The organism is Rhodococcus sp. MSC1_016 (assembly GCF_023667485.2).
Classification (GTDB): Bacteria; Actinomycetota; Actinomycetes; order Mycobacteriales; family Mycobacteriaceae; genus Rhodococcus_F; species Rhodococcus_F oxybenzonivorans.
Genome location: NZ_JAMOZI020000001.1, coordinates 5,151,244 through 5,172,262 on the forward strand (window position 1 = coordinate 5,151,244; position 21,019 = coordinate 5,172,262).

General features: G+C 65.3%; 22 protein-coding genes. 14 read left to right on the plus strand and 8 right to left on the minus strand.

The window, feature by feature from the left end; translation table 11 throughout:
- Together msrA and L1080_RS24020 are read right to left on the minus strand one after the other, a co-directional pair.
- A complete protein-coding gene (msrA, locus tag L1080_RS24015; RefSeq protein WP_250765826.1) occupies nucleotides 1-711 on the minus strand; it encodes a peptide-methionine (S)-S-oxide reductase MsrA in 711 nt (236 codons plus the stop codon).
- Entirely contained in the window at nucleotides 671-1,864 is a 1,194-nt protein-coding gene (locus tag L1080_RS24020) for an acyltransferase family protein (protein WP_159918766.1), read from the minus strand. Before L1080_RS24020 ends, msrA begins: the two co-directional genes overlap by 41 nt.
- Before the next feature lie 255 nt (nucleotides 1,865-2,119).
- On the opposite strand from L1080_RS24020, the gene L1080_RS24025 reads away from it, so the two are divergent.
- Together L1080_RS24025 and L1080_RS24030 are read left to right on the plus strand one after the other, a co-directional pair.
- Complete coding sequence (locus L1080_RS24025) at nucleotides 2,120-2,743, plus strand: superoxide dismutase (protein WP_109334800.1); 624 nt, start codon at nucleotides 2,120-2,122, stop codon at nucleotides 2,741-2,743.
- Between the two features lie 124 nt (nucleotides 2,744-2,867).
- Complete coding sequence (locus L1080_RS24030; protein WP_250765829.1) at nucleotides 2,868-4,304, plus strand: amidase; 1,437 nt, start codon at nucleotides 2,868-2,870, stop codon at nucleotides 4,302-4,304.
- Here the strand turns inward: L1080_RS24030 and L1080_RS24035 are convergent.
- Nucleotides 4,289-5,653 (minus strand): YhgE/Pip domain-containing protein, encoded by a 1,365-nt coding sequence (locus L1080_RS24035; RefSeq protein ID WP_250765832.1) that lies wholly within the window; start codon nucleotides 5,651-5,653, stop codon nucleotides 4,289-4,291. The genes L1080_RS24030 and L1080_RS24035 overlap by 16 nt on opposite strands.
- Before the next feature lie 216 nt (nucleotides 5,654-5,869).
- Here L1080_RS24035 and L1080_RS24040 point away from each other — a divergent pair, with 216 nt between their 5' ends.
- The 5 genes from L1080_RS24040 (at nucleotide 5,870) to L1080_RS24060 (ending at nucleotide 10,958) form a co-directional block, all read left to right on the plus strand.
- The gene (locus tag L1080_RS24040) at nucleotides 5,870-6,397 is read left to right on the plus strand and encodes a peptidase (RefSeq protein ID WP_109325944.1); all 528 of its coding nucleotides are present in this window, start codon (nucleotides 5,870-5,872) and stop codon (nucleotides 6,395-6,397) included.
- A gap of 284 nt (nucleotides 6,398-6,681) precedes the next feature.
- Nucleotides 6,682-7,380: a TMEM165/GDT1 family protein gene (locus tag L1080_RS24045; protein ID WP_250765835.1), complete on the plus strand. Its 699-nt coding sequence runs from the start codon at nucleotides 6,682-6,684 to the stop codon at nucleotides 7,378-7,380.
- Nucleotides 7,381-7,479: 99 nt separating this feature from the next.
- Complete coding sequence (locus tag L1080_RS24050; RefSeq protein ID WP_250765838.1) at nucleotides 7,480-9,156, plus strand: NAD(P)/FAD-dependent oxidoreductase; 1,677 nt, start codon at nucleotides 7,480-7,482, stop codon at nucleotides 9,154-9,156.
- 13 nt (nucleotides 9,157-9,169) lie between these two features.
- Complete coding sequence (locus L1080_RS24055) at nucleotides 9,170-10,618, plus strand: ATP-binding protein (protein ID WP_250765841.1); 1,449 nt, start codon at nucleotides 9,170-9,172, stop codon at nucleotides 10,616-10,618.
- Nucleotides 10,611-10,958, plus strand: a complete 348-nt coding sequence (locus L1080_RS24060) for a UBP-type zinc finger domain-containing protein (protein WP_159918760.1) — start codon at nucleotides 10,611-10,613, stop codon at nucleotides 10,956-10,958. The genes L1080_RS24055 and L1080_RS24060 overlap by 8 nt, the downstream gene beginning before the upstream one ends.
- Nucleotides 10,959-10,967: 9 nt before the next feature.
- Here the strand turns inward: L1080_RS24060 and L1080_RS24065 are convergent, their stop codons facing one another.
- The 3 genes from L1080_RS24065 to L1080_RS24075 all read right to left on the minus strand — a co-directional run bounded on the left by L1080_RS24065 (nucleotide 10,968) and on the right by L1080_RS24075 (nucleotide 12,378).
- The gene (locus tag L1080_RS24065; protein WP_159918759.1) at nucleotides 10,968-11,321 is read right to left on the minus strand and encodes a hypothetical protein; all 354 of its coding nucleotides are present in this window, start codon (nucleotides 11,319-11,321) and stop codon (nucleotides 10,968-10,970) included.
- Between the two features lie 58 nt (nucleotides 11,322-11,379).
- Nucleotides 11,380-11,970, minus strand: a complete 591-nt coding sequence (locus tag L1080_RS24070) for a dihydrofolate reductase family protein (RefSeq protein WP_159918758.1) — start codon at nucleotides 11,968-11,970, stop codon at nucleotides 11,380-11,382.
- Between the two features lie 117 nt (nucleotides 11,971-12,087).
- Nucleotides 12,088-12,378, minus strand: coding sequence for a type VII secretion target (locus L1080_RS24075; protein ID WP_250765844.1), 291 nt, complete (start codon nucleotides 12,376-12,378; stop codon nucleotides 12,088-12,090).
- Between the two features lie 98 nt (nucleotides 12,379-12,476).
- Between L1080_RS24075 and L1080_RS24080 the strand changes: the two genes are divergently transcribed.
- From L1080_RS24080 to L1080_RS24110, 7 genes are all read left to right on the plus strand, one after another.
- Entirely contained in the window at nucleotides 12,477-14,117 is a 1,641-nt protein-coding gene (locus L1080_RS24080) for an alpha/beta hydrolase (protein ID WP_250765847.1), read from the plus strand.
- A gap of 122 nt (nucleotides 14,118-14,239) precedes the next feature.
- Entirely contained in the window at nucleotides 14,240-14,725 is a 486-nt protein-coding gene (locus L1080_RS24085) for an LppA family lipoprotein (RefSeq protein WP_250765849.1), read from the plus strand.
- Between the two features lie 102 nt (nucleotides 14,726-14,827).
- Entirely contained in the window at nucleotides 14,828-15,595 is a 768-nt protein-coding gene (locus tag L1080_RS24090) for an SDR family NAD(P)-dependent oxidoreductase (protein ID WP_159918754.1), read from the plus strand.
- Nucleotides 15,596-15,681: 86 nt separating this feature from the next.
- Nucleotides 15,682-16,311, plus strand: a complete 630-nt coding sequence (locus L1080_RS24095) for a class I SAM-dependent methyltransferase (RefSeq protein WP_159918753.1) — start codon at nucleotides 15,682-15,684, stop codon at nucleotides 16,309-16,311.
- Nucleotides 16,312-16,364: 53 nt separating this feature from the next.
- Nucleotides 16,365-16,700, plus strand: coding sequence for a hypothetical protein (locus tag L1080_RS24100; protein ID WP_159918752.1), 336 nt, complete (start codon nucleotides 16,365-16,367; stop codon nucleotides 16,698-16,700).
- Nucleotides 16,697-18,982, plus strand: coding sequence for a TPR repeat region-containing protein (locus L1080_RS24105; protein ID WP_250765852.1), 2,286 nt, complete (start codon nucleotides 16,697-16,699; stop codon nucleotides 18,980-18,982). The genes L1080_RS24100 and L1080_RS24105 overlap by 4 nt, the downstream gene beginning before the upstream one ends.
- A 31-nt stretch (nucleotides 18,983-19,013) precedes the next feature.
- A complete protein-coding gene (locus L1080_RS24110) occupies nucleotides 19,014-19,766 on the plus strand; it encodes a hypothetical protein (RefSeq protein ID WP_250765855.1) in 753 nt (250 codons plus the stop codon).
- 222 nt (nucleotides 19,767-19,988) lie between these two features.
- On the opposite strand, the gene L1080_RS24115 is transcribed toward L1080_RS24110, so the two are convergent.
- Together L1080_RS24115 and L1080_RS24120 are read right to left on the minus strand one after the other, a co-directional pair.
- A complete protein-coding gene (locus tag L1080_RS24115; RefSeq protein ID WP_250765857.1) occupies nucleotides 19,989-20,504 on the minus strand; it encodes a hypothetical protein in 516 nt (171 codons plus the stop codon).
- Nucleotides 20,501-21,013, minus strand: a complete 513-nt coding sequence (locus L1080_RS24120; protein ID WP_250765859.1) for a hypothetical protein — start codon at nucleotides 21,011-21,013, stop codon at nucleotides 20,501-20,503. Before L1080_RS24120 ends, L1080_RS24115 begins: the two co-directional genes overlap by 4 nt.
- Between the last annotated feature and the right edge of the window lie 6 nt (nucleotides 21,014-21,019).

The following is a 21,019-nucleotide window of genomic DNA, read 5'->3' on the forward strand; positions in this document are numbered from 1 at the left end:
CTACGACGGCGGAAGCACATCCGTCTGAGAGGGGACCTCGTCCTGCTTCAGCACTCCGACGGGGCAGCTGACTCCGGTGGCGTGCACCGGGCAGTAGCCGCCGGGGTTCTTGGCGAGGTACTGCTGGTGGTAGTCCTCCGCGTAGAAGAACTGGGTGAGCGGGGCGATCTCTGTGGTGATTGCCCCGTAACCGGCTTCGGCGAGGCGTTTTTCGAAAGCCTCGGCCGTCGCTTCCGCGATCTCGACCTGCGACTCGTTCATCGTGTAGATCGCGGACCGGTACTGCGTGCCCTGGTCGTTGCCCTGCCGCATGCCCTGGGTGGGATCGTGATTCTCCCAGAACTCCTTGAGGATTTCGGCGTAGGAGATGACGTGCGGATCGAACACCACGAGCACGACCTCGGTGTGCCCGGTCCGACCGGAGCAGGTCTCCTCGTAGGTGGGATTCGGGGTATAGCCACCTGCGTATCCGACAGCGGTCGTGTACACGCCGTCGAGCTGCCAGAACTCTTTCTCGGCGCCCCAGAAACATCCCATCCCCAGCACCGCGGTCTGCATTCCTTCGGGGAACGGCGGCTGCAGCGGATGACCGTTCACGAAGTGCGTCGCCGGAACCGGCATCGGCCGATCCCGGCCGGGGAGCGCACCCTCGGCGGTGACCATCGTCGACTTAGCGGTTGCCCGACCCAGCAGCTCGTCGTACCAAGACATGACTCGATGCTACGCGTGCAGTCGCAGGCGTCTCCTCGACCGATGTCGTCGTTTCACCCGGGTCCGGAATGCGCGCGGCGACCCACCGCGAGGCAGGCAATTCCACCCATCGGTACAGCGCCTCCGAGATCAGCGCGGTCACCAGGAGGAAGACGACGATGGCGCCGGTCGCGCCGAAATGGCCGACGGTGTGCTCGTACACCCGGTACAGAACGAGTGTATGGACGAGGTAGATCGCGTAGCTGCGCGTCGCCGTCCAGCGGACGACGGCCCAGTGGGCGGCCGGTCCGTCGTACCGGCCGACGAGCACGACGCACGCGGTGACGACGGCGAATGTCCACAGGTAGTGTTCCCCTGCCCAGTACACCCGGAAGTCGGTGGCGAGGTGGATGACGTTCACCTGGGCGAGCCCGGCGATGATGATCCATCGTGGCTCCGCGAGCCTGGCCCAGCCGAGGTAGATGAGTTGACCGAGGAACACGGCGGGCAACGTCGCGGCGATCTTGGACAGCATCGGCACCGTGAAGGGCTGCGGCACGTACAGGTTGTACAGCAGGATCAGCGAGCAGATCGCGGCGCCGGCGAGAGGCATCGCAATGGGCGTGGCGCGTAGGACCGGCCGCGCGGCGACGCAGGCGACATAGAAGAGAATCTGCACGGCCAGGGTCCACGTGACGCCGAGTACCGCGACTTCCGGTTTGAGAAAGAATCCGCCGAGCAGAAAGCTCAGGAGGGCGTCGACGTTGGAGATTCCGTCCTGTCCACTGAACATGCCGTTGATTCCCAGGCGTACCAGGACGACGGCGGCGAGAATCGCCACCCAGAATGCGGGCAGGATGCGCCCGAGCCGGTTGAACAGGAATCGCCCGGGCGGGTGACGAATAGCCGAACGGGTGATCAACACCCCGGTCAGCATCATGAATACGGCGACACCGAGAAAAGACAAATGCTGATTCAGTCCGGCCCGTTCGATGAATATCTGATAGACGACGTCGATGAACCACCATCCCGTTCCGAGATCGTCGATCAGATAGAACGAGATGTGCGAATAAATGACGGTCAGCACCGCGAAGAAACGCAGCAGATTCGCGCCCGTGAGCTCCACGCGCGGTGCGGCCGCGTGTGAATCTGCAACAGGTATCAGCAAAGGCACCGCGACAGCTTAAGGTTCCGTTCACCGGGCAGACGAATTTTCACGACCGCCGGATCTGCCGTGTCAGATTTTTTTCGGGTAGCCGAACTTTACTGTGAGGGAATCGCCCCCTGTGCCCCGGTGTTGCGCACGGTGTACCAATGAGATTGGGTATATACCCGAGAACGATTGGAAAAGGCGGGTGCGTGACGCATGCTCACGCGGCGTTCGCACCCGGAAGAATCAGGGCCACACGCCCGCAAAGAAGGGACCCTCGTGTCTGAATACACGCTGCCGGAACTCCCCTACGACTACGCAGCCCTCGAGCCGCACATCTCCGGCAAGATCATGGAGCTGCACCACGACAAGCACCACGCTACCTACGTCAAGGGCGCCAACACCGCCCTCGAGAAGATGGCCGAAGCCCGCGAAGACGGCACCATCGCCGACAAGGCGCTGCTGCTCTCCCGCAACCTGGCCTTCAACCTCGGTGGACACACCAACCACTCCATCTTCTGGAAGAACCTCTCGCCCAACGGTGGCGACAAGCCCACCGGCGAGCTGGCCGCCGCGATCGACGACCAGTTCGGTTCGTTCGACAAGTTCCAGGCTCACTTCACCGGTGTCGCGACCACCCTGCAGGGTTCCGGTTGGGCACTGCTCGGGTATGACACCATCGGCCAGCGACTGGTCATCGAGCAGATGACCGACCAGCACGGCAACATCACCGCCGCGCTGATCCCCGTGGTCATGCTCGACATGTGGGAGCACGCCTTCTACCTCGACTACCAGAACGTCAAGCCCGACTACGTCAAGGCTTGGTGGAACATCGTGAACTGGGCAGACGCCGAGGAACGCTTCACCCGCGCCCGCACCCAGGGTGCCGGCCTCATCGGCTGATCTCCTCTCTTCTCTCACGAGCGCACAGAACGCCTCCGGGCATTTCTGTGCGCTCGTGCCGTTCCGGCGCCCTCGCCACTCCGGAATTCGTCCAAGTTGGCCGTGCGTCCAATAGCCTTGATCCGTGACCGACAACAGCACGCCACGCAACGACTCCGCCGTCCACGCCTTCCGCGACGATGCGCTCGGCGATCTGGACGCCACCGGTATCGCGGAGCGGATCGCGTCCAAGGAAGTCTCGGTCCGTGAGGTGACCGAAGCGGCAATCGCCCGCGCCGAGTCGGTCGAACCTTTACTGTGCGGGCTGGCGTTCCCCGACTTCGACCGCGCCCTGACAGAATCGGGACGCCCCCACGAAGGCGTGTTCGCCGGGGTGCCGACGGTCATCAAAGACAATGTCGACGTCGCCGGCCAGCCCACCCAGCACGGCAGTTCAGCGTTCACCGCCACTCCGGCCCGGGCCGACAGCGACTTCGTGGCGCAGTACCTCTCGACCGGGATCGTCTCGCTCGGAAAGAGCCGGCTACCGGAGTTCGGGTTCAGTGCCTCGACGGAATTCATGGATGCAGAACCGGTGCACAACCCGTGGAACCTCGCGTACTCCCCTGGCGCCTCGTCCGGCGGTTCAGCCGCGCTCGTCGCGTCCGGGGTGATTCCGATCGCCCACGCGAACGACGGCGGCGGCTCAATCCGCATTCCCGCCGCGGCCTGCGGGCTCGTCGGCCTCAAACCGTCCCGGGGTCGCACGGTGCCCGATGCCATGGACAAGACGCTGCCCGTCAGGATCATCTCGCAGGGCGTCGTCACCCGGTCGGTCCGCGATACCGCTCGGTGGATGGCCGCGGCCGAACGCTACTACCGCAATCCGACGCTGCCGCCCATCCGATTGGTGGAGGGGCCCAGCACCACCAGGCTCCGCATCGGCGTGGTCGTCGATTCCGTCACCACGTCTCCCACCGACGACGAAACGCGAAAGTCGGTTCACGCCACCGCCGACCTACTCGCCGAGCTGGGACATCACGTCGAGGAAGCACCGATGCCGGTGAACCAGTCCTTCGTCGACGATTTCTGCACCTACTGGGGATTCCTCGCGTTCGTCATTTCCAACAACGGCAAGCGGATGCTCGGGCCGGATTTCGATCGAGCCGCTACCGACAACCTGACACGCGGGCTGGCTGCGATGTACCGGAAGAAAATGGCCAGAACACCCCAGATGCTGTACCGGCTGCGTCGTACGTACCGCGAGTACGCCCGGGTGTTCCAGACGTACGACGTGGTGCTCTCACCCGCCCTCGCACACACGACACCCGAACTCGGATACCTCTCCCCCAAACAAGGTTTCGAGGAACTGTTCGACAAGCTCATCGCCTACACGGCGTTCACGCCGCTCAACAACGCATCCGGCAGCCCTGCCATCTCGCTGCCGCTGCACGAGACGTCGCAGGGGCTTCCACTCGCCTCACATTTCTCCGCGAACCACGGGGACGAGCGCACCCTGCTCGAGTTGGCGTTCGAGTTGGAGCAGGCAACTCCCTGGCGACGCATTCAGGATGCGCGCTGAAAGTTATCTCTTCGCAGGCTCATCCACACAACAATGCCGGCGAGTAGCACCGTCGTGCACCCGAATCCGACGGCCAGGTGACCGGCGGTCAGGATCGGGGTCGGCGCACTGACGCTGCGCGACACCGCGACCGGGTCCGCGAGAACGGTCGCCAACTGCGTCTGCTGCGCCCCGGACCGGGCAGGCATGGCGGCCACCCCGGCATTGAGATCGGTCGACAGCTGCCCCGACAGTGCCTTCAATTTCGCGAAGCCGTCGACGATCTGCGTGGTGGCACCGGCCAGCAGCTCGGGAGCCTGATCAGCGATCGGGACGATGCCGTCGTTCAGTTGGCGCGCGCCACTGCTCAGTTCGGCACTTGCGTCGTTCAGCTGTCCCATCGCCACCCGGACGAGTTCACCCAGGTCGGTGTCGGGGCCGACTTGCTCACCCAGAAGCCCCGGGACCGAAGTCAGCTGGCCTGAAAGCAATCCCAGGTCCGCACTCACCTGCTGTAGGACCGGAACCACTTCGGGCGCGACGGGAGTGGCCGCGAGAACGCGGATCGCCGCATCGATTCTCGTGCGCATCTGCACGGCACTGTCGTTCGCTTCACCCAAGGTCAGTCCCAGCGCGCTCAGCCGATCTGCCAGGTCGTTCGCTGTTCCGGCCGTCTCGTCGACCACACTCGCTACCTGATCCGCCACGCCGAGGAGTTGCACTGCGCCCGATCGCGCCGTCTCGAGGTAGGGCAGCAGCGTGTCGGCGCCTGCGGTGAGTTGCTGTGCCGCATCGTCCGCCGCGGATGTGCCCGCCGCGAGAAGTCCGGCGGCCATCCCCGCCTGCTGAAAGGTAGTCCGCGACTTCGACATGTCGGCCAGCAGGTCGGCGACACCATCGGCCCCGACCTGAGAAGACACCACCTCGGACAGTGTGAGGGATGCCACCTCGTCGGAGCCCTCCACGTCGAGGCCGAGGGTGGCCTGCCGCGGTTTCGGACCCCAGATCGACGACACGGCGGCACTGAAATCCTCGGGCACGGTGACTGTGGCGAAATAGTTGCCGGTCTCCGCCTCGTCGGCCGACACCACCCGCCAGTCGAAATCCTGATTCGCTTCGAGATTCTCGATCAGCGATTCGCCGGCCCGCACTGCCTCCCCCTCGACCGTGGCACCCGCATCCGCGTTCACGATCGCCACCGTCCGGCTGTCGGGCGCGTCACCGAGAAACAGGGCGCCGAGGCCGGCCGCGGAGACGGCGACGAGCGCGGTCAGGCCGAGTGAGGCGGTGCGGCGGGGCGTGAAGAACTGTCGCATCGTGTCGGTTGCGGCGTGGTGGCCGACGGATTTCCCTGGGCGCTCAGACGTCATTCCGGTGAGGGTAGGGGGCTCTGATAGCGGGGAGTTGTGGGCTTTCTGAGGGTTCTCTGAGGAACGAGCGCCGCCTGCCGCCCGATGAGCACTCCTGTGCGTTAGCACTCGTGTGCACTTGTGTGCCAGGCATTGTTCGGTGCATTCTTCAAGTACCCAACGAGGTGTGCGCACGAGGCATGTTTCCAGCACGTCATTCACACCGAGGAGGCAGAGATGAACAGGGACGGCTACATCGGCATCTCGCCCTTCCAGGCCGCAGGTACTTTGCGCGGATTCGTCATTTCGGGGCGTTGGCCCGACACCACCAAGGAATGGGCGCAGCTGCTTGCCCTCGCCGTTCGGGTGGCGTGCATTCCGGGGCTTCTGCACACCACGACGGTGTTCGGCGCCCGCGAGGATCTGCCGGAGGAACCGGAGCCCGAGACCGTCGGCCTCGTGGTTGCCGAGGGCACCGTCCTCGGTGAGTTCGCGCTCGCTCCCGGGCGGTTCGCGGACCATCAGCCACCGGCGTTGATGATGCTGCACCCACCGTCGGAGACCACGCCGTCGTTGCCGGAATGTGCAGGCGCGGCATCCGGTTGCGTCCTGCTACCCGGCCTGCCTCACCTGGGTCTCGACCACCGGGCGGCGTGGGTGGAGGCGGAGGCGGACGGCACGGTCACCTCCATGGTCAGCCGAGTCGGCATCGACCCGATCAGTGATCCCGACACCGCTGTTTTGGCGATGCTGCTGGCATCGTGAGGGTTCCCGAAATTCCACGACGAGGTTGCCCAAACTTATTGTCGCCTTTGCGTTTTCGAATCCGCCCCGCTAGCGTGAAGGTCAGCGAAGGGGAGTAGCCCCCAATCGCCAGTGTCGACATATCGGTACTGTGACGCGAGTCACCGGACCCGGCCTGGCGAACCGGCACCGTGACGTCTCTCGGTGCCGGTGGGCGAGACCTTCGGCCGAGTGGGCGCGTCAGCGCCTGCCACGCCGGGGGACCCACCTGTCAATCCTCCGACCGACTACTGGAGGAGGATGTTGTGCTGGCCGCCGTGCTGCTGAGTTTCGGGGTGATCTTCGTCGCCGAGCTGGGTGACAAATCCCAGCTGATGGCGATGACGTTCGCGCTGCGCTACCGGTGGTGGGTGGTGATCTCGGGCATCACGGTCGCGACGGCGGTGGTGCATCTGGTGTCGGTCGCCGTGGGTCACAGCCTCGGAGTCGCTCTTCCGACCGGCGCGATCAGTGTGGTCGGTGGGATCGCGTTCCTGATCTTCGGTGCGTGGACATTGCGCGGTGACCGCCTCACCGACGAGGAGCAACTCAAGGCCGGCCGCACCGCCCGCTCCGCGTTTCTGGCGGTGACATCCGCGTTCTTCCTCGCCGAACTGGGCGACAAGACGATGCTCGCCACCATCACCCTCGCCACCGACCACGACACGGTCGGCGTGTGGATCGGCTCGACTGTCGGCATGGTGGCGGCCGACGCCCTGGCCATCCTGCTCGGCGCAGTCCTGGGCAAGCACCTGCCGGAGAGAGTCATCCGCATCGGTGCTGCGGTGTCGTTCTTCGCCTTCGGGGCCTGGTTGCTGCTGGCAGGTTTGCTCCCGGGCAGCGCGGCGGGCCCACTCGCGGCCGGCGCCGTCGTCGTCACCGCCGTCGCTGTCGCAGCGGGTCGTGCCGTGTGGTCCCGTCGCCGGACGCATGCTCCGGTGAAGGATCAGGAGTTGCTGCACTGACCGCAGTCCGGTGCCTCCCAGCGAGTCGACAAGTTCACGCAGTCCGGGCGATACTCGACGCGAAAGTTGCTCTATGTTCTCCGCAGACGAGAGGCGTGTGTGAACCAGCCCGTTGCGAGCGCCAAACCCGCGCTTCTCACAGTCGACGACGATCCCGGAGTGTCTCGCGCCGTCGCGCGGGACTTGCGGCGCCGGTACGGCGAGAAGTACCGCATCATCCGCGCCGAGTCCGGCGAATCCGCACTGGAAGCGCTACGCGAGCTGAAACTGCGCGGCGACCCCGTTGCGGTCATTCTCGCCGATTACCGCATGCCGGCCATGAGCGGAATCGAGTTCCTCGAGAAGGCCATGGACCTCTACCCGGTGGCCCGCCGCGTGCTGCTCACCGCATACGCGGACACCGATGCGGCGATCGAGGCGATCAACGTGATCGACCTCGACTACTACCTGCTCAAACCTTGGGATCCGCCGGAGGAGAAGCTATATCCGGTGGTCGACGCGCTGCTCGACGCCTGGGCGTCGTCGGAGCGGCACCCGGTGGAGGAAACCAAGGTGATCGGCCACCGCTGGGCGGCCCGGTCGTCGGAGGTGCGCGAGTTCCTCGCACGCAACCAACTCTCGTATCGCTGGTACATGTCGGACGAACCGGAAGGCGAGCGACTCCTCGCCGCCGCAGGCGCCGACGGACTGCGGTTGCCTGTCGTCATCTGCCCGGACGGTGACGTCCTGGTCGAGCCGGCCGACACCGAGCTGGGCAATCGGCTGGGGTTGCGGACGTCACCGTCGGAGAACTTCTACGATCTCGTCGTCGTCGGCGGCGGTCCCGCCGGGCTGGGCGCCGCGGTCTACGGCGCCTCCGAAGGCTTGCGCACCGCGCTCGTCGAGCGGACGGCAACCGGCGGGCAGGCAGGTCAGAGCAGCCGCATCGAGAACTACCTCGGATTCCCCGACGGCGTGTCCGGCGCCCAGCTGGCCGACCGCGCCCGTCGCCAGGCAACTCGATTCGGGGCCGAGCTGATCACCACGCGCGACGTGGTGGCTCTCGAGGTGAACGGCTCGGCGCGCACGGTGCGATTCGCCGACGGCCACACCATCGACGCGCACACCGTGATTCTGGCCACCGGGGTCTCCTATCGGCGCCACCCCGCGCCCGGGATCGACGAGCTCACCGGACGTGGGGTCTTCTACGGGTCGGCCGTCACCGAGGCGGCCCGCTGCGCGGATCAGGACGTGTACATCGTGGGCGGCGCCAACTCTGCCGGGCAGGCCGCGATGTACCTGGCGCGGGGCGCGCGCACCGTCACGATCGTGGTCCGGGCGAAGTCGCTCGAAGACTCGATGTCGTATTACCTGATCCAGCAGATTCAGCAGAACCCGCGAATACGCGTCCGGCCGTGCACCGAGGTGGTCGGAGTGGAAGGCGACGGCCACCTCGAGAGGATCCGGCTGCGCGACAATGCGGGCGGGAACGAGGAGACCGTCGATGCCGGGTTCCTCTTCCTGTTCATCGGTGCCGCCCCGCGCACCGAGTGGCTCGACGGTGTGGTGATTCGCGACGAGCACGGATTCGTGGTGTCCGGCCCGGATCTCGTCGTGGACGGGAAGGCGCCGAGCGGCTGGCCACTCGACCGGCTTCCGCACCACCTCGAAACCAGCGTCCCCGGAATCTTCGCCGCGGGCGACGTTCGGTCGGAGTCGGCCAAACGGGTGGTGTCGGCAGTCGGTGAAGGGGCGATGGCTGTCATGCTCGTGCACCGCTACATCGGACAACCGTGATCGGGGGCCGACCGTGACCACACTTTCCTGTTCCCCGGAGGAACTGAGAACGCTCTTCCTGTTCGAGAAACTCGACGATCGCCAGCTCGGCGAGCTGTGCGCAAGCGGTCGCGTCGAGCTGATCGAACCGGGTCCCGTCTTCGCCGAGGGCGATGCCGCGACCTGCTTCTACGTGCTGATGGACGGCGAACTGGTCCTCGGCAAGTTGTCCGGGGGCGAGGAGATCGAGGTCAACCGAACCTCTCAGCGCGGCGTGTATGCCGGGGCGTGGCAGTCGTATCTCGGCGATCGCGCACCTCAGACGTACACGACATCGTTGCGGGTCACCAGGCCGTCCCGGTTCTTCGTTTTGGACGCCGACCGCTTCGGTGCCCTGATGCACGAGTGGTTCCCGATGGCAGTTCACCTCCTCGAAGGGCTGTTCTTCGGCAGTGAGAATTCCCGTCAGATCGTCGACCAGCGCGAGCGGCTCCTCGCCCTCGGCTCACTGTCTGCAGGATTGACGCACGAGCTCAACAACCCGGCGGCCGCCGCAGTCCGGGCGACGGCCTCGCTCCGCGACCGGGTGTCGCACATGCGGCAGAAGCTCGGTGTCATCGCGTCCGGGGTGTACGACCGGCAGGCACTCGCGACACTGATCCGGTTACAGGAGGAAGCGGCTGAATTGGTGGCGAAAGCCCCTACACTCACACCGTTGGAAGCCGCGGATCGTGAAGACCAGCTCGGCGACTGGTTCGACACGCATGGCGTCTCGGGCGGCTGGGACCTCGCTCCCACGTTCGTGCAGGCAGGCCTCGACATCCCCTGGCTCGAGCGGATCGTGGCGAGCGTCGACGACGACGCGGTGGTCGAGAGCACGATCCGGTGGCTCAACTACACCATCGAGACAGAGCTTCTGATGAACGAGATCGCCGATTCGACCGCCCGGGTGTCGACTCTGGTGAATGCAGCGAAGCAGTACTCCCAGATGGACCGCGCCCCGTACCAGCGCGTCGACCTTCGCGAGTTGCTCGACAGTTCGCTGGTGATGCTGGGACGCAAGATCGGCGACTCGGTCGCGGTGGTGAAGGACTACGACTCTTCCCTGCCTCAGGTTCCTGCCTATGCGGCGGAACTCAACCAGGTGTGGACGAACCTCATCGACAATGCCGTCGCCGCGATGCAGGGGCACGGCACTCTCACCGTCCGCACCCGCCGAGACGGCGACATGGCGCTCATCGAGATCGGCGACACCGGTCCCGGTGTGCCGGAAGAGATCCGCTCGCGCATCTTCGAACCCTTCTTCACCACGAAGCCCGTCGGAGAAGGCACCGGCCTGGGCCTCGACATCTCCTGGCGCATCGTGGTGAAGAAACACCGCGGCGATCTCCGCGTGCACTCCGAGCCGGGCGATACCCGCTTCCAGGTTCGCATCCCGATCGAGCCGGAAGTGACAGCGATGGAAGGAGACTCGCATGGGTGAAGTGGAAGGCATCGACACGAGCGTCGCACCGAGCGGTACCGGGTGCGTCGAATGCGACGCCGCCGGTGGGTGGTGGGTGCACCTGCGGCGCTGCGCACTGTGCGGACACGTCGGATGCTGTGACTCCTCACCGGCGCAGCACGCCAGCCGGCACGCCGCCGACACCGGTCACCCGGTGGTGCAAAGCTTCGAGCCCGGCGAATCGTGGTTCTGGAACTATGCCACCGATCAAGTGTTCCAAGGCCCCGAACTGGCTGCACCGCAGCATCATCCGCTCGAGCAGACCATTCCGGGCCCCGCCGACCGCGTGCCGCAGGACTGGCAGAAACACATCCACTGATCTGCCGAGCTAGAGACCGGCACCGTTCACTTGTGCCGCGGTCGCGGCGTCCTGTTCGTCGTAGCGGGCAAGCGTCGCCTCGAACGTCGCCTTCATCGCCGCGGCGTGGCGTTCGTGCGCGGCGAGAACACCGACCGCGGTGTTCTCGTCCGCCACACCCGAACCGCCCACGGCCGTCGCCCGAAAGCGCTCTGCCAGCGCCGCGGCCGACCACAGATGCGTTTCGCCCAAACCGAAGTTGTCGGGCGCGAGTTCCCGGTACGCCCGCAGTCGCAACTCCGCCATGTCCGACGCCAGGGCGTCACACGCCGCGATGCAGCGCAGCAGCGCCTCGCGATCGACTTCCATCTGATTCCCGGTCATCCGTCCCCCCACCGTTTTGCCTGCGCCTCCCGTGCGCACGCGAAGACAACCTACCCGGCTACTCCACAGGCCGGTAGGTGCACACGTGCACGCCCGTGTTGCTCGTGACCGAGGAGACCAGCTCGAGAGTCCGGAGCCCGCCGTTCTCGGGGAAGATCGACTTGCCGCCGCCGAGGATCACCGGCTCGATCATGAGCCGCAGTTCGTCGAACAGGCCCTCGCTCAGGAGGGTCCGCGCCAGTGTGGCGCTTCCCATCACCAGCAGCGAGCCGTCGCCACTCTCCCGCAGCTTCCGGATTTCCGCGACAGCCTCGTCACCGGGAATGCGCGTGGTGTTCTCCCAGGTCAGCTCGTCGTCGCCGAGTGTCGAGGAGACCACATACTTCGGGATGGCGTTCATCTGGTCGGCGAACGGGTCGCCTGCCCGCTCCGGCCACGCCGCGGCCATCGTCTGCCACGTGCGCCGCCCGAACAGCAACGCCTTTGCCCCGCTCAACGCGTCGTCGAAAGCGGTGCCCATCGCCTCCGGATCGAAGAACGGATGTGACCAGCCGCCGTGGGCGAAACCACCGTCGGTGTCCTCCTCAGGGCCGCCGGGCGCCTGCACGACACCGTCCAAACTGATGAAGTCCATGATCACAACGCGCACGGGACTCACTCCTCTTTTTCGTTACGGGATGGCGAAGGGATAGACCATCGAGCCGTTCGAAACTCATCGCGCCCACTGTAACCACGAACAGAACAGTGTCCGGGCTTTTCTCCGCACTCAGGGGAGGAGGCGCGACACGGCGTCGGTAGTGGCCCTGTCCTGCCCGTCATAGCGAGCGGCTGTACCGGCGAGGTTGTCGGCAATTCTGGCGAGGTCGCCGAGAAGCGCCTCTCGCCGCGTATCGAGATAAGCGCAGAACTGCGGGAAAGCCGCCCGCGACGTGGCAGCCCACGCCGCAGATGACCGGGCGATCACGCCATCGATGGCCGCGAGCGCCGTATTCGCCTCGGTGAACATCCCCTCCATCTGCCCTGCTGCGACACGCAGTTCCACGACATCGACGTTCACTGTTTGCCCCTCCCCCACGACATCCCCCTTTACGAATCAGGCCGTGCTCCGCTACCTTACGTGCACAGTGGCACCCGGGGGGGACCGTGGATCTGAAGATGATTCGTGAGTGGGACACCGTCGCGCTCGAACAGTTGGAACAGGCTCTGTCGGCACGCATCACCGCCATCGACGATGTGCGACGGCGGATTACCGAACTCGGTGATCTGCGCGGTTGGGAGGGCGAAGCCGCGCACGCAGCACGACGTGCTTTTCAGGTGGCAGTGCAGGACCTCGCCGACGAGAGTGCGGTGATCGGCGCGGTCCGGCGGGTCACGGCGGACACGTTCGACGCTATTCTGCACGTCCAACTCGAGGTCGCCGCGCTGATGGCTACGGCCGACGACTATGCGTTCGTTGTGTCCGATGCCGGCGCGGTCACCGATGCGCCGAGATCTTCCGAATGGCGGCAGCACGAGTTCACAGCCCGGGCCGACCTCGAGGCGAGTGCGCGGGCGCTGATCCTTCAGGCCGAGGACATCGACGCCGACGCAGCCCACGTGCTCACACACGCTATGAGCGGTGGCATCGGAGATCGGGGCGCCGGAGACTTCGAAGCCGGCGATCAGCAGGGCAGACTGTCTGCCCCGGCGCCACCGCAGAACGCCTCGCCGCTGGAGAACCGGAAGTATTGGGACGCAATGCCGGAGTCGCAACGCAGGGAAATGCTCGAGCGCCATCCCGAGTGGGTCGGAAGCAGTGACGGCCTCCCCTCTGCGGCGCGGCATCAGGCGAACGTCAACCAGTTCGACGACGAACGGGTCCGGTTGACAGCAGAACGCGACCGGTTGCAGTCGATTATCGACGACGCTCCGTTCGGGGGCGCATTCACCAATGACGATGCGGCGCTGTGGTACAGCGAACAGAAGCTGAAAGATCTGCGCATACTCGAGCAGGTCGTCGCGAAGAATCCGGACGGCCGGCTGATGCTGCTCGACCTGAAATCTGGAGAGCGAGGCATGGCGGCCTTCGCGGTGGGTGACCCCGATACCGCCGAGCACATTTCGGTGACGACGCCCGGACTGAACACCACCATCGTCGACTCGTTCGAGGGAATGGTCGGCGAGGCACGTTCGTTGGGAGACACCAGCGTCGAGCAGTTGCGTCTTCAGGGCCGGCACGACGAGACGGTCGCGACGATTGCGTGGTTGGGATACGAGCCGCCGCAGACGATGGGACCGGGGACTTTCGACACGGTTCGAGGCATGCTGGACGTGACACAGAGCGACCGGGCCGCTGCCGGAGCGGTCAAGCTCGCCGCCTTCTACGAAGGGGTGAATGTCGCCTCTCGACAACCGGATCCGCACCTCACCGCACTCGGACATTCGTATGGTTCCTACACGACTGGCCTGGCACTCCAGGATCCCGGTCCCGGCCAGCCGGTCGATGACGCAGTGTTCTACGGTTCTCCCGGCGTCAACGCCGATGACGAGTCCGACCTCGGGCTGCGCGACGGGCACGGATACGTGATGGAAGCCGCCGACGACCGATTCGTCACCGAGGTAGGCAAGACGCACAGGTTCGGTCCCGATCCGGGCACAGTGAGTTTCGACCAACTCTCGGTCGACGAGGGAATGAGCCCGGACGGAATTTTTCGCGACGGCGCTCTGGGGCACAGCGAGTATCCGCACCGGGGAACCATGTCCGAGTACAACATGTCGGCAATCGTGGCCGGGCTGCCGGAGAGGGTAGTTCGGTGATTGCCGACGGCCGTCGCCCGGCTCACCGGGCCGCCGCAATTGCCGTGGGAATTTTTCTGACGGCCGTCACAGGATGTGCTCTCGTCACAGGATGTGCTGCCGTCACAAGCTGTAGGAGTGCAATGACAGACAACCCGTACAACGGCACTGCCGCCGACATCGCGGCCGCCGAGGGGCGGATGCGCCAGTGGCCTCCGCTCGAGGACACGGAAGCGACGGTCGCGAGCGTGGCGCACCAGATCGCTGACGCCGCCGCAGCCATCGTGCCCACGCTTCGCTGGGTGTCGGCGGGCGACCGGACTCAGGGAAGCTGCTCAGTGCCGTTTGCGAGTGCCGACGGGATGTCGGTCTTTCTTCCCGACATGTACTCGACGAGTCCCATCCCCGACGCCGAGTGGCCGGCGGTGCTCCAGGCGGCTCGAGACATCGCGTCGGCACATGGATTCGCGGACATCGAGGTACGGGCAGATCGACCGGGAGACCATAACGTGCGACTCCACAGCGGTGACGGCAACGAAATTCGTCTCGGCACAGCGCGAGCCGCCCTCGTCAGCGGCCGAACAGGGTGCCGCTACCTGCGAGCGGAGTTCGGGAATTCCACGGGGTAGCCGGTCGGGCACACCTTGCCTCTGCTGCCATGAGCTGGCCGCGTTATGGTGCAGGTCACCAGGGTTGACCAACTCGGGTCGCCGGAGAGAAGGATTCGAACAGTGGATATTCAGGGAACCGCCGCACTGGTCACGGGAGCAGCGTCGGGCCTCGGTGCCGCCACCGCCAAGCGTCTCGTCGACGCCGGAGCCACCGTCTTCGGACTGGACCTGCAGCAGTCCATCGAGCGGGCCGGCGACACCGTCCCGGACGGCGTGACCCTCCTCGCCACCGACGTCACCAGCGGCGACGAGGTCCAGGCCGCAGTCGAGAAGATCGTCGAATCGGGACTGCCGCTGCGCATCGTGGTCAACTGTGCCGGTGTCGGCTGGGCGGGCCGCATCCTGTCGAAGAAGGGCCCCCACGACCTCGAACTGTTCCGCACCGTCATCACCGTCAACCTGCTCGGCACGTTCAACGTCATGCGACTGGCCGCCGACGCCATCTCCAAGACCGACACCGTCGACGAGTCCGGGCAGCGCGGCGTCATCATCAACACCGCGTCCGTCGCCGCGTTCGAGGGCCAGATCGGCCAGATCGCCTACTCCGCGTCCAAGGGTGGCGTGCACGGCATGACCGTCCCCGCCGCCCGCGACCTCGCCCAGTTCGGCATCCGCGTCAACACCATCGCCCCCGGCATCATCGACACCCCGATGCTCGCCGGCGTCACCGACGAGTACCGCAAGGGACTCGAGGCCGGGGTCCCGTTCCCCTCACGCCTCGGCCAGCCCGCCGAATACGCGCAGCTCGCTCAGATGATTGTCGAACACGACTACCTCAACGGTGAGACCATTCGTATGGATGGTGCGCTGCGTATGGCCCCGCGGTAGGCGGCTCCGCCGCCCGTGCGCCTTTTTGGTTGCTCCAGCTACCAGAAGGGCGCACGGGGCGCGAAGCGCCCTGATGGGAGGACGGCATGGGTTTCTACACTGATCGGATCGTTCCGCGGCTCGTCGACATCAGCTGTGGAGTGAAATTCACGGAGCCGACGCGCCGGCGGGTCTGCGCCGGACTGCACGGGCGCGTTGTGGAGATCGGCTTCGGTTCCGGCCTCAACGTCCCGTTCTATCCACCGGATCTCGATTCCGTGAGCGCCGTCGAACCAGCCGATCTCGGCTGGAAGCTGGCCGCGAAAAGGCTGAGCGGGTCCCCGGTAACTGTCGACCGCGCCGGTGTGGACGGTCAGTCGCTCCCGTTCCTGGACAACAGCTTCGACAGTGCATTGTCCACCTGGACGATGTGCACCATTCCCGATATCGACGCCGCACTGCGTGAGGTGCGCCGAGTGCTGAGGCCGGGCGGAACCCTGCATTTCGTCGAGCACGGCCTCGCCCCCGACGCCGGGGTCCAGAAGTGGCAGCACCGGCTGGAGCCCATCCAGAAGACCGTGGCCGGTGGTTGCCACCTCACCCGCGACATCCCTGCCCTGCTCACCGACGCCGGTTTCGACATTCGGGAACTCGACGTCTTCTACGAGAAGTCCACTCCCAAGGTGGTCGGCGCCTACTCCCTCGGGTACGCGGCCGCACCGCCCGCTAGGCTCTAACGCTGACGGTGGGGGGAGTCGGCCGAAGTGGCCGGCAGTCGAAGGGGGCCTTTGTGGGGACGTTGAAAGCTGATTTGGACCAGCTCGAAAAGCTGGGCGCAGTATTGCGCGGCCTGGCCGGGGAGGCAGGCAGTTTACGAGTCGGCCCCGCGGCAGGCCCTTTCATGTCGAGCCCGGGCGGCGTCATGAGTTCCGTCCTCGAGGCGTGCAGCATCTCGGGCGACCTCATCGAGGGATCCCTCGTTCCCGCTCTCGAGGAGCGTCTCGGCGAAACCGGTGACGTGATGATCAACGTCGCCCGGGAATACCGGGATCAGGACGACGCGTCCGCCGACCGATTCGTCGCTGCGTACACAGACGCCACGGGTGACTGGAACGCAGAAGGATGACCGTCACCCGCACACAGCTCGAATCGTGGGATCCGTCGATGCTGACCGAGGTCGGTGACGCGTGGATTGCGCTCGGCGTCAAGGTCGAGGACCTGTTCGGCCGTTACGTCGACGGCGTCACGAAGGTGAACGACTCATACTGGGAGGGCAAAACCGCAGAGGCCGCCCAGGGTCGGGCGAATGCCGACAAGAAGACCGCCCTCGCCCTCGTCGATCACCTCGAGGCGCTCGCCAACCGGGCGAAGCAGGGTTTCCACGAAGTGGATGCGCCATTGCAACGCGCCCGGATGGCGATCGTCGGCGCAGAAGCAGCCCAGTTCCGCGTATCCGACGACCTGGTCGTGACGGATCCGGTCAATTCCGAGGCGGACACCGACCGAGCGAACGACATGGCCGCTTGGCAGCGCGACCTCTCCGACGCAGCGACAGCGACAGTGAATGCCGACAGAACTGTCCGGGACGCCCTCAACACGGCGCGTGACGGCCTGCGGGCGGCCTTCACGTCCGCCGCCGCACTCGGTGCAGACCAGGGTCGCACCGATGCGGCCGACCTCGTATCCGACCCGGGCGGGTTGACCCCGGAGCAGGTCCGGAGGCTGGGCGAGGCGGGTGCCCTGACGCCCGCACAGCTCGATGCAGTGAACAGCGGAAATGCCGCTACCATCCCCGCGTCCCAGATGGAGTACCTGAACCAGGTGAGCCGGTCGCTCGACGGGAAAAGTCCGCAAGAGATCCAGCACATCATGGAGAAGCTGCCGCCCGACGCCCAACGCTCTCTCGCGAACTCGCTCCAGCTCATCTCGAACGAGAAAGTCACCGCCACCGTCACCGGCGACTCCGAGGTGCCGACCAAAGGCGGCGGAGCCCTGCTGCCGGACAAGATGCGGGAATCGCTTACCCGCGACGACCTCGTCATCCGAGACTTCAAGATGGTGGGTTCCTCGGGCGCCTCCAGCGTCGAACTCAACGGTGTCGCGGACAATCAGGCCATCGCGAAGATCGTCGAGGCCGGTGATCCGCAGTACCAGGTCGGCAGCGGCCTCGATCAGCACCTACTCGACGTAGGTCGCCAGTACCTCGACGCCCAGGTCGCGCACGAACAGAACCCCAATCACAAGTTCGAGTACTTCACCGTCGACGGCCGCGGCACCGAGAACACGGCCATCACCGAAGGTATCTTCGCGGCAGTCGCGGACGACAAGATCGCCGTCGAGAATGCGGTCACTCATCCCGACACCGGTCAAGGACTGGTTCGCGATGTGTTGCTTCACAATTGGTCCGACAACGGGCAGGCAGCCTCGACGCTCTTCGAGTTCGGGGCCCAGGATGCAGTCGTCGAAGACCCGAACAACCCGGCGGACGTCGCCACCGCCACCCGCACCGGGAGCATCATGTCGGCCGTCGCGGAAAACATGAGCACCGACTGGGACACGCTGAGGAACATTCCCGGTACCGAAGGCCAATCCGTCGGGCAGGTCAACCCGGACCTGCTTCGGACCGTGTCCCACAGCATGAGCCCGTATGTCGGAGACCTCGCCGGTGCCGGGAGGCCCGAGACACCCGGATTCGATATCGGCACCTGGGCAGATCCCGCCGACAACAACCACTTCGGCGGCTCATCGAACGTTTTCGCGGTCCTCAACACCGACCCGGAAGCAGGAACACATTTCACCCAGTCGTCGATGCAGGAAATCCTCGCCGCAGAGGGTCGGTACGCGCACGACCCCTCGGCGCCCCTCTCCGGTGGCGACCTCTCCACAGCGGGTCGAATCCACGGCCTCATGGACAGAGGACTACTCCTCTCGACCGAGGACAGCTACAACGACAAAGCCGAACAGGCGCAAGCCATCTACGACCGCAAAGCAGCGGCGTACGGCGCCCTGACGAGTCTCGGAGGCCTCGGAATAGACAGACTCCCGGGCGGTGAATACATCAACACCATGATCGACGCGGGCGGCGACCCCCTGAAGGACGCCATCATCGGCAAGGCACCCGGTCCGGCACCGTCAGTCGCCCTCGAAGCCCCCGACTTCTACCGCGATTACTACAACATCCTCCAATCGACGCCTGAACTTCCAGGGGATTTTCGCATCGACTTCCCGTGGGCATTCGATACTTCGGGTGGTCTCCGGAGCTGGGAGGATGTTCAATCTGCGCCAGAATCTCGCACGCTGTTCAAGGACGGATTCCAAACGATGTTCAGCCGTCTCGGTGAGCCCACGGATGGCAATGGTGAAAGAATTCGCAATGGCTACGAAGACGTGGTGCGAAATGACGGTTAGAAGCAGGAGTGTTCGATTGGCGGGGACCGTCATGGCTGCGACAGTCCTCGCCGCAGGCTGCGGATCCGAAGGCGGAGAAGAGCCCCGACCGGTCGAACAGAGTTCCGCAGTTCTCTACAGCAACGTATGGTCCGCCGACCCGGGCATCGAACTGTTGCAGCGAGGTCCAGAGCTGGTGCGGGCGACGTACGAGTCCGCTGACTACACAAGGTTCGTCGGGCAGTCCCGCTCCTTTCCGGGCTATCCCGAAGCGGTCGGTGGCCCCACACGACGAAGCAACGCCGACAAGGAAGACTTTTTCACCTCGGCCGAACCAGGAAAGGACGAGCAAATCGCCCTTACCAACTTCCTCCACATCACCGGCTATGCCGAGACGGCCACAGGTATCGGGGCGACCGTATGTAGCTACAACCTGCATGCCGACCCCGGCGTGAATCTCAGTGTCGAAGGTCTCAACCTCGCTTACCGTATCGAACTCGAGCGGATCGGCGAGGACGGCCTACCCGGCATTCCCGATACCGACCCCGCCCGACACGACCCCCGCGCCAACCGACCGCCGTTGTGGAACGTGTTCGACGGCTGGAAAATCACCAAGCTCCGTTACCTGCGACCGATGAAGGGAGACGAGATGCCGCAGGGTTGCATCGATTGGTGGCTGCGACAACTCCCGGGTTTTACGCAAAACGCGTCCGGGGTCGTCGTCCCCCCACCCGGATTCGAACCTCCCACCATGCCGGTGGCCGTGCAGTATCCGGAGTGGATCGGTCCCGCGACACCGGAGTAGGCGAGCCCGCCGTCGCCTTCTCGGCGAGCAGCGGGGGTGCACCGGTTGCCTCCCAGGGCTGTCGCGGTTGCCGCGATGGTTTGGGCGTCTGCATGTGATGGAATCAGCCAGTCAGGATCCGCGGTTCAGTTCGGCAAGTGGCCTCGAAACAGCAGGTACGCAATCGCTTCAACGAGGTGCTGAATCGGGTCGACCAGGTCGATGATCATCGAATACTCCGAACTATGCAGGGTCGAATTTCGTGACCAGCCACGTGTCGGCGTGGCGTTCCATTTCGATGCGAACGGCCGTGCTCGTGGTGGTCGGTTGGGCGGTGTCGGCTGTTGTCGTGGACTGGTTGAGGAAAACCAAGACGTTCGCCCGGTCTTGGGAGAAGTCGGTGATCGCTTTGCCTACGACGGTCGCGGAGGTGTCGATCTTCTTCTCCTTGGCGGCGGGTATCACGACGTCGCGGGTAAAGGTGCCGTAGTAGTCGGCGAACGGGCCGGTGAGTAGGTCGTGTGCGTGATCGAGGTCTGCGTCGACGGTGTCTGGTCCGTAACTGAGAATCGCGACTGCTGCGTCGGCGGCTGCATCGACGGCAACTTGCTGCTGCGTCTGACCGATCGCCGCATCGCGCGGAGCGACGAGGAACGAAAGATATGCCCAGCCGGCGACCCCGACGAGCGCCGCGCACATACACGATGCGAGTACGGCCCGCCTACCCCGCCGAATCTTCTGTAATACTGGAAATTTCATGCCACAAACTCCACGTTCGACATTTTGTATCGGCTACTGTCGTCGGTCAGCGTGACGCGTAGGCGCCAGGTTCGGGTTTCGTTCTCGGCGCCGGCGGCGTTGGTGACCGACGACGTCGCGTACACCAGTACTGTTGCCGTGCCGTCCTCGCGCGATTCGATTCCCTGGGCGAGCACGTCGCCGGTCGTGACGACCTTGGCTTCCTGCACGACCGACACGAAGGACGCCGATCTCGCCTCGAAGTCCTTCTGGAATGCACCGGTCGACTGGTCGAGGACCTTCTTGACGTCGTCTGGGGCCGAGGTGTCGCGGATCGAGATCATGGCGAGCACCCCGGAGCGGGCGGCGTCGAGAATCTCCACGTCCTCGATGCGTTGACGCTCGAGGGCGCGGTGGTCGCGCAGTGACGTCACCGCTAGTCCGGCGAACACGGCCGCGACGATCGCGAAGCCGACGGTCGCGGCGATCAAGCGGTCGGTGCGGCGCATCGCGTCCAGCAGGGTTCTCATACGGTG

Bases quoted from the DNA above. Each gene is read 5' to 3' on its own strand.
- msrA (WP_250765826.1), bottom strand. From the start codon at position 711: ATGTCTTGGTACGACGAGCTGCTGGGTCGGGCAACCGCTAAGTCGACG.
- L1080_RS24035 (WP_250765832.1), bottom strand. From the start codon at position 5,653: ATGACGTCTGAGCGCCCAGGGAAATCCGTCGGCCACCACGCCGCAACC.
- L1080_RS24040 (WP_109325944.1), top strand. From the start codon at position 5,870: ATGAACAGGGACGGCTACATCGGCATCTCGCCCTTCCAGGCCGCAGGT.
- L1080_RS24060 (WP_159918760.1), top strand. From the start codon at position 10,611: ATGGGTGAAGTGGAAGGCATCGACACGAGCGTCGCACCGAGCGGTACC.
- L1080_RS24065 (WP_159918759.1), bottom strand. From the start codon at position 11,321: ATGACCGGGAATCAGATGGAAGTCGATCGCGAGGCGCTGCTGCGCTGC.
- L1080_RS24080 (WP_250765847.1), top strand. From the start codon at position 12,477: ATGATTCGTGAGTGGGACACCGTCGCGCTCGAACAGTTGGAACAGGCT.
- L1080_RS24085 (WP_250765849.1), top strand. From the start codon at position 14,240: ATGACAGACAACCCGTACAACGGCACTGCCGCCGACATCGCGGCCGCC.
- L1080_RS24095 (WP_159918753.1), top strand. From the start codon at position 15,682: ATGGGTTTCTACACTGATCGGATCGTTCCGCGGCTCGTCGACATCAGC.
- L1080_RS24105 (WP_250765852.1), top strand. From the start codon at position 16,697: ATGACCGTCACCCGCACACAGCTCGAATCGTGGGATCCGTCGATGCTG.
- L1080_RS24110 (WP_250765855.1), top strand. From the start codon at position 19,014: ATGGCTGCGACAGTCCTCGCCGCAGGCTGCGGATCCGAAGGCGGAGAA.
- L1080_RS24115 (WP_250765857.1), bottom strand. From the start codon at position 20,504: ATGAAATTTCCAGTATTACAGAAGATTCGGCGGGGTAGGCGGGCCGTA.
- L1080_RS24120 (WP_250765859.1), bottom strand. From the start codon at position 21,013: ATGAGAACCCTGCTGGACGCGATGCGCCGCACCGACCGCTTGATCGCC.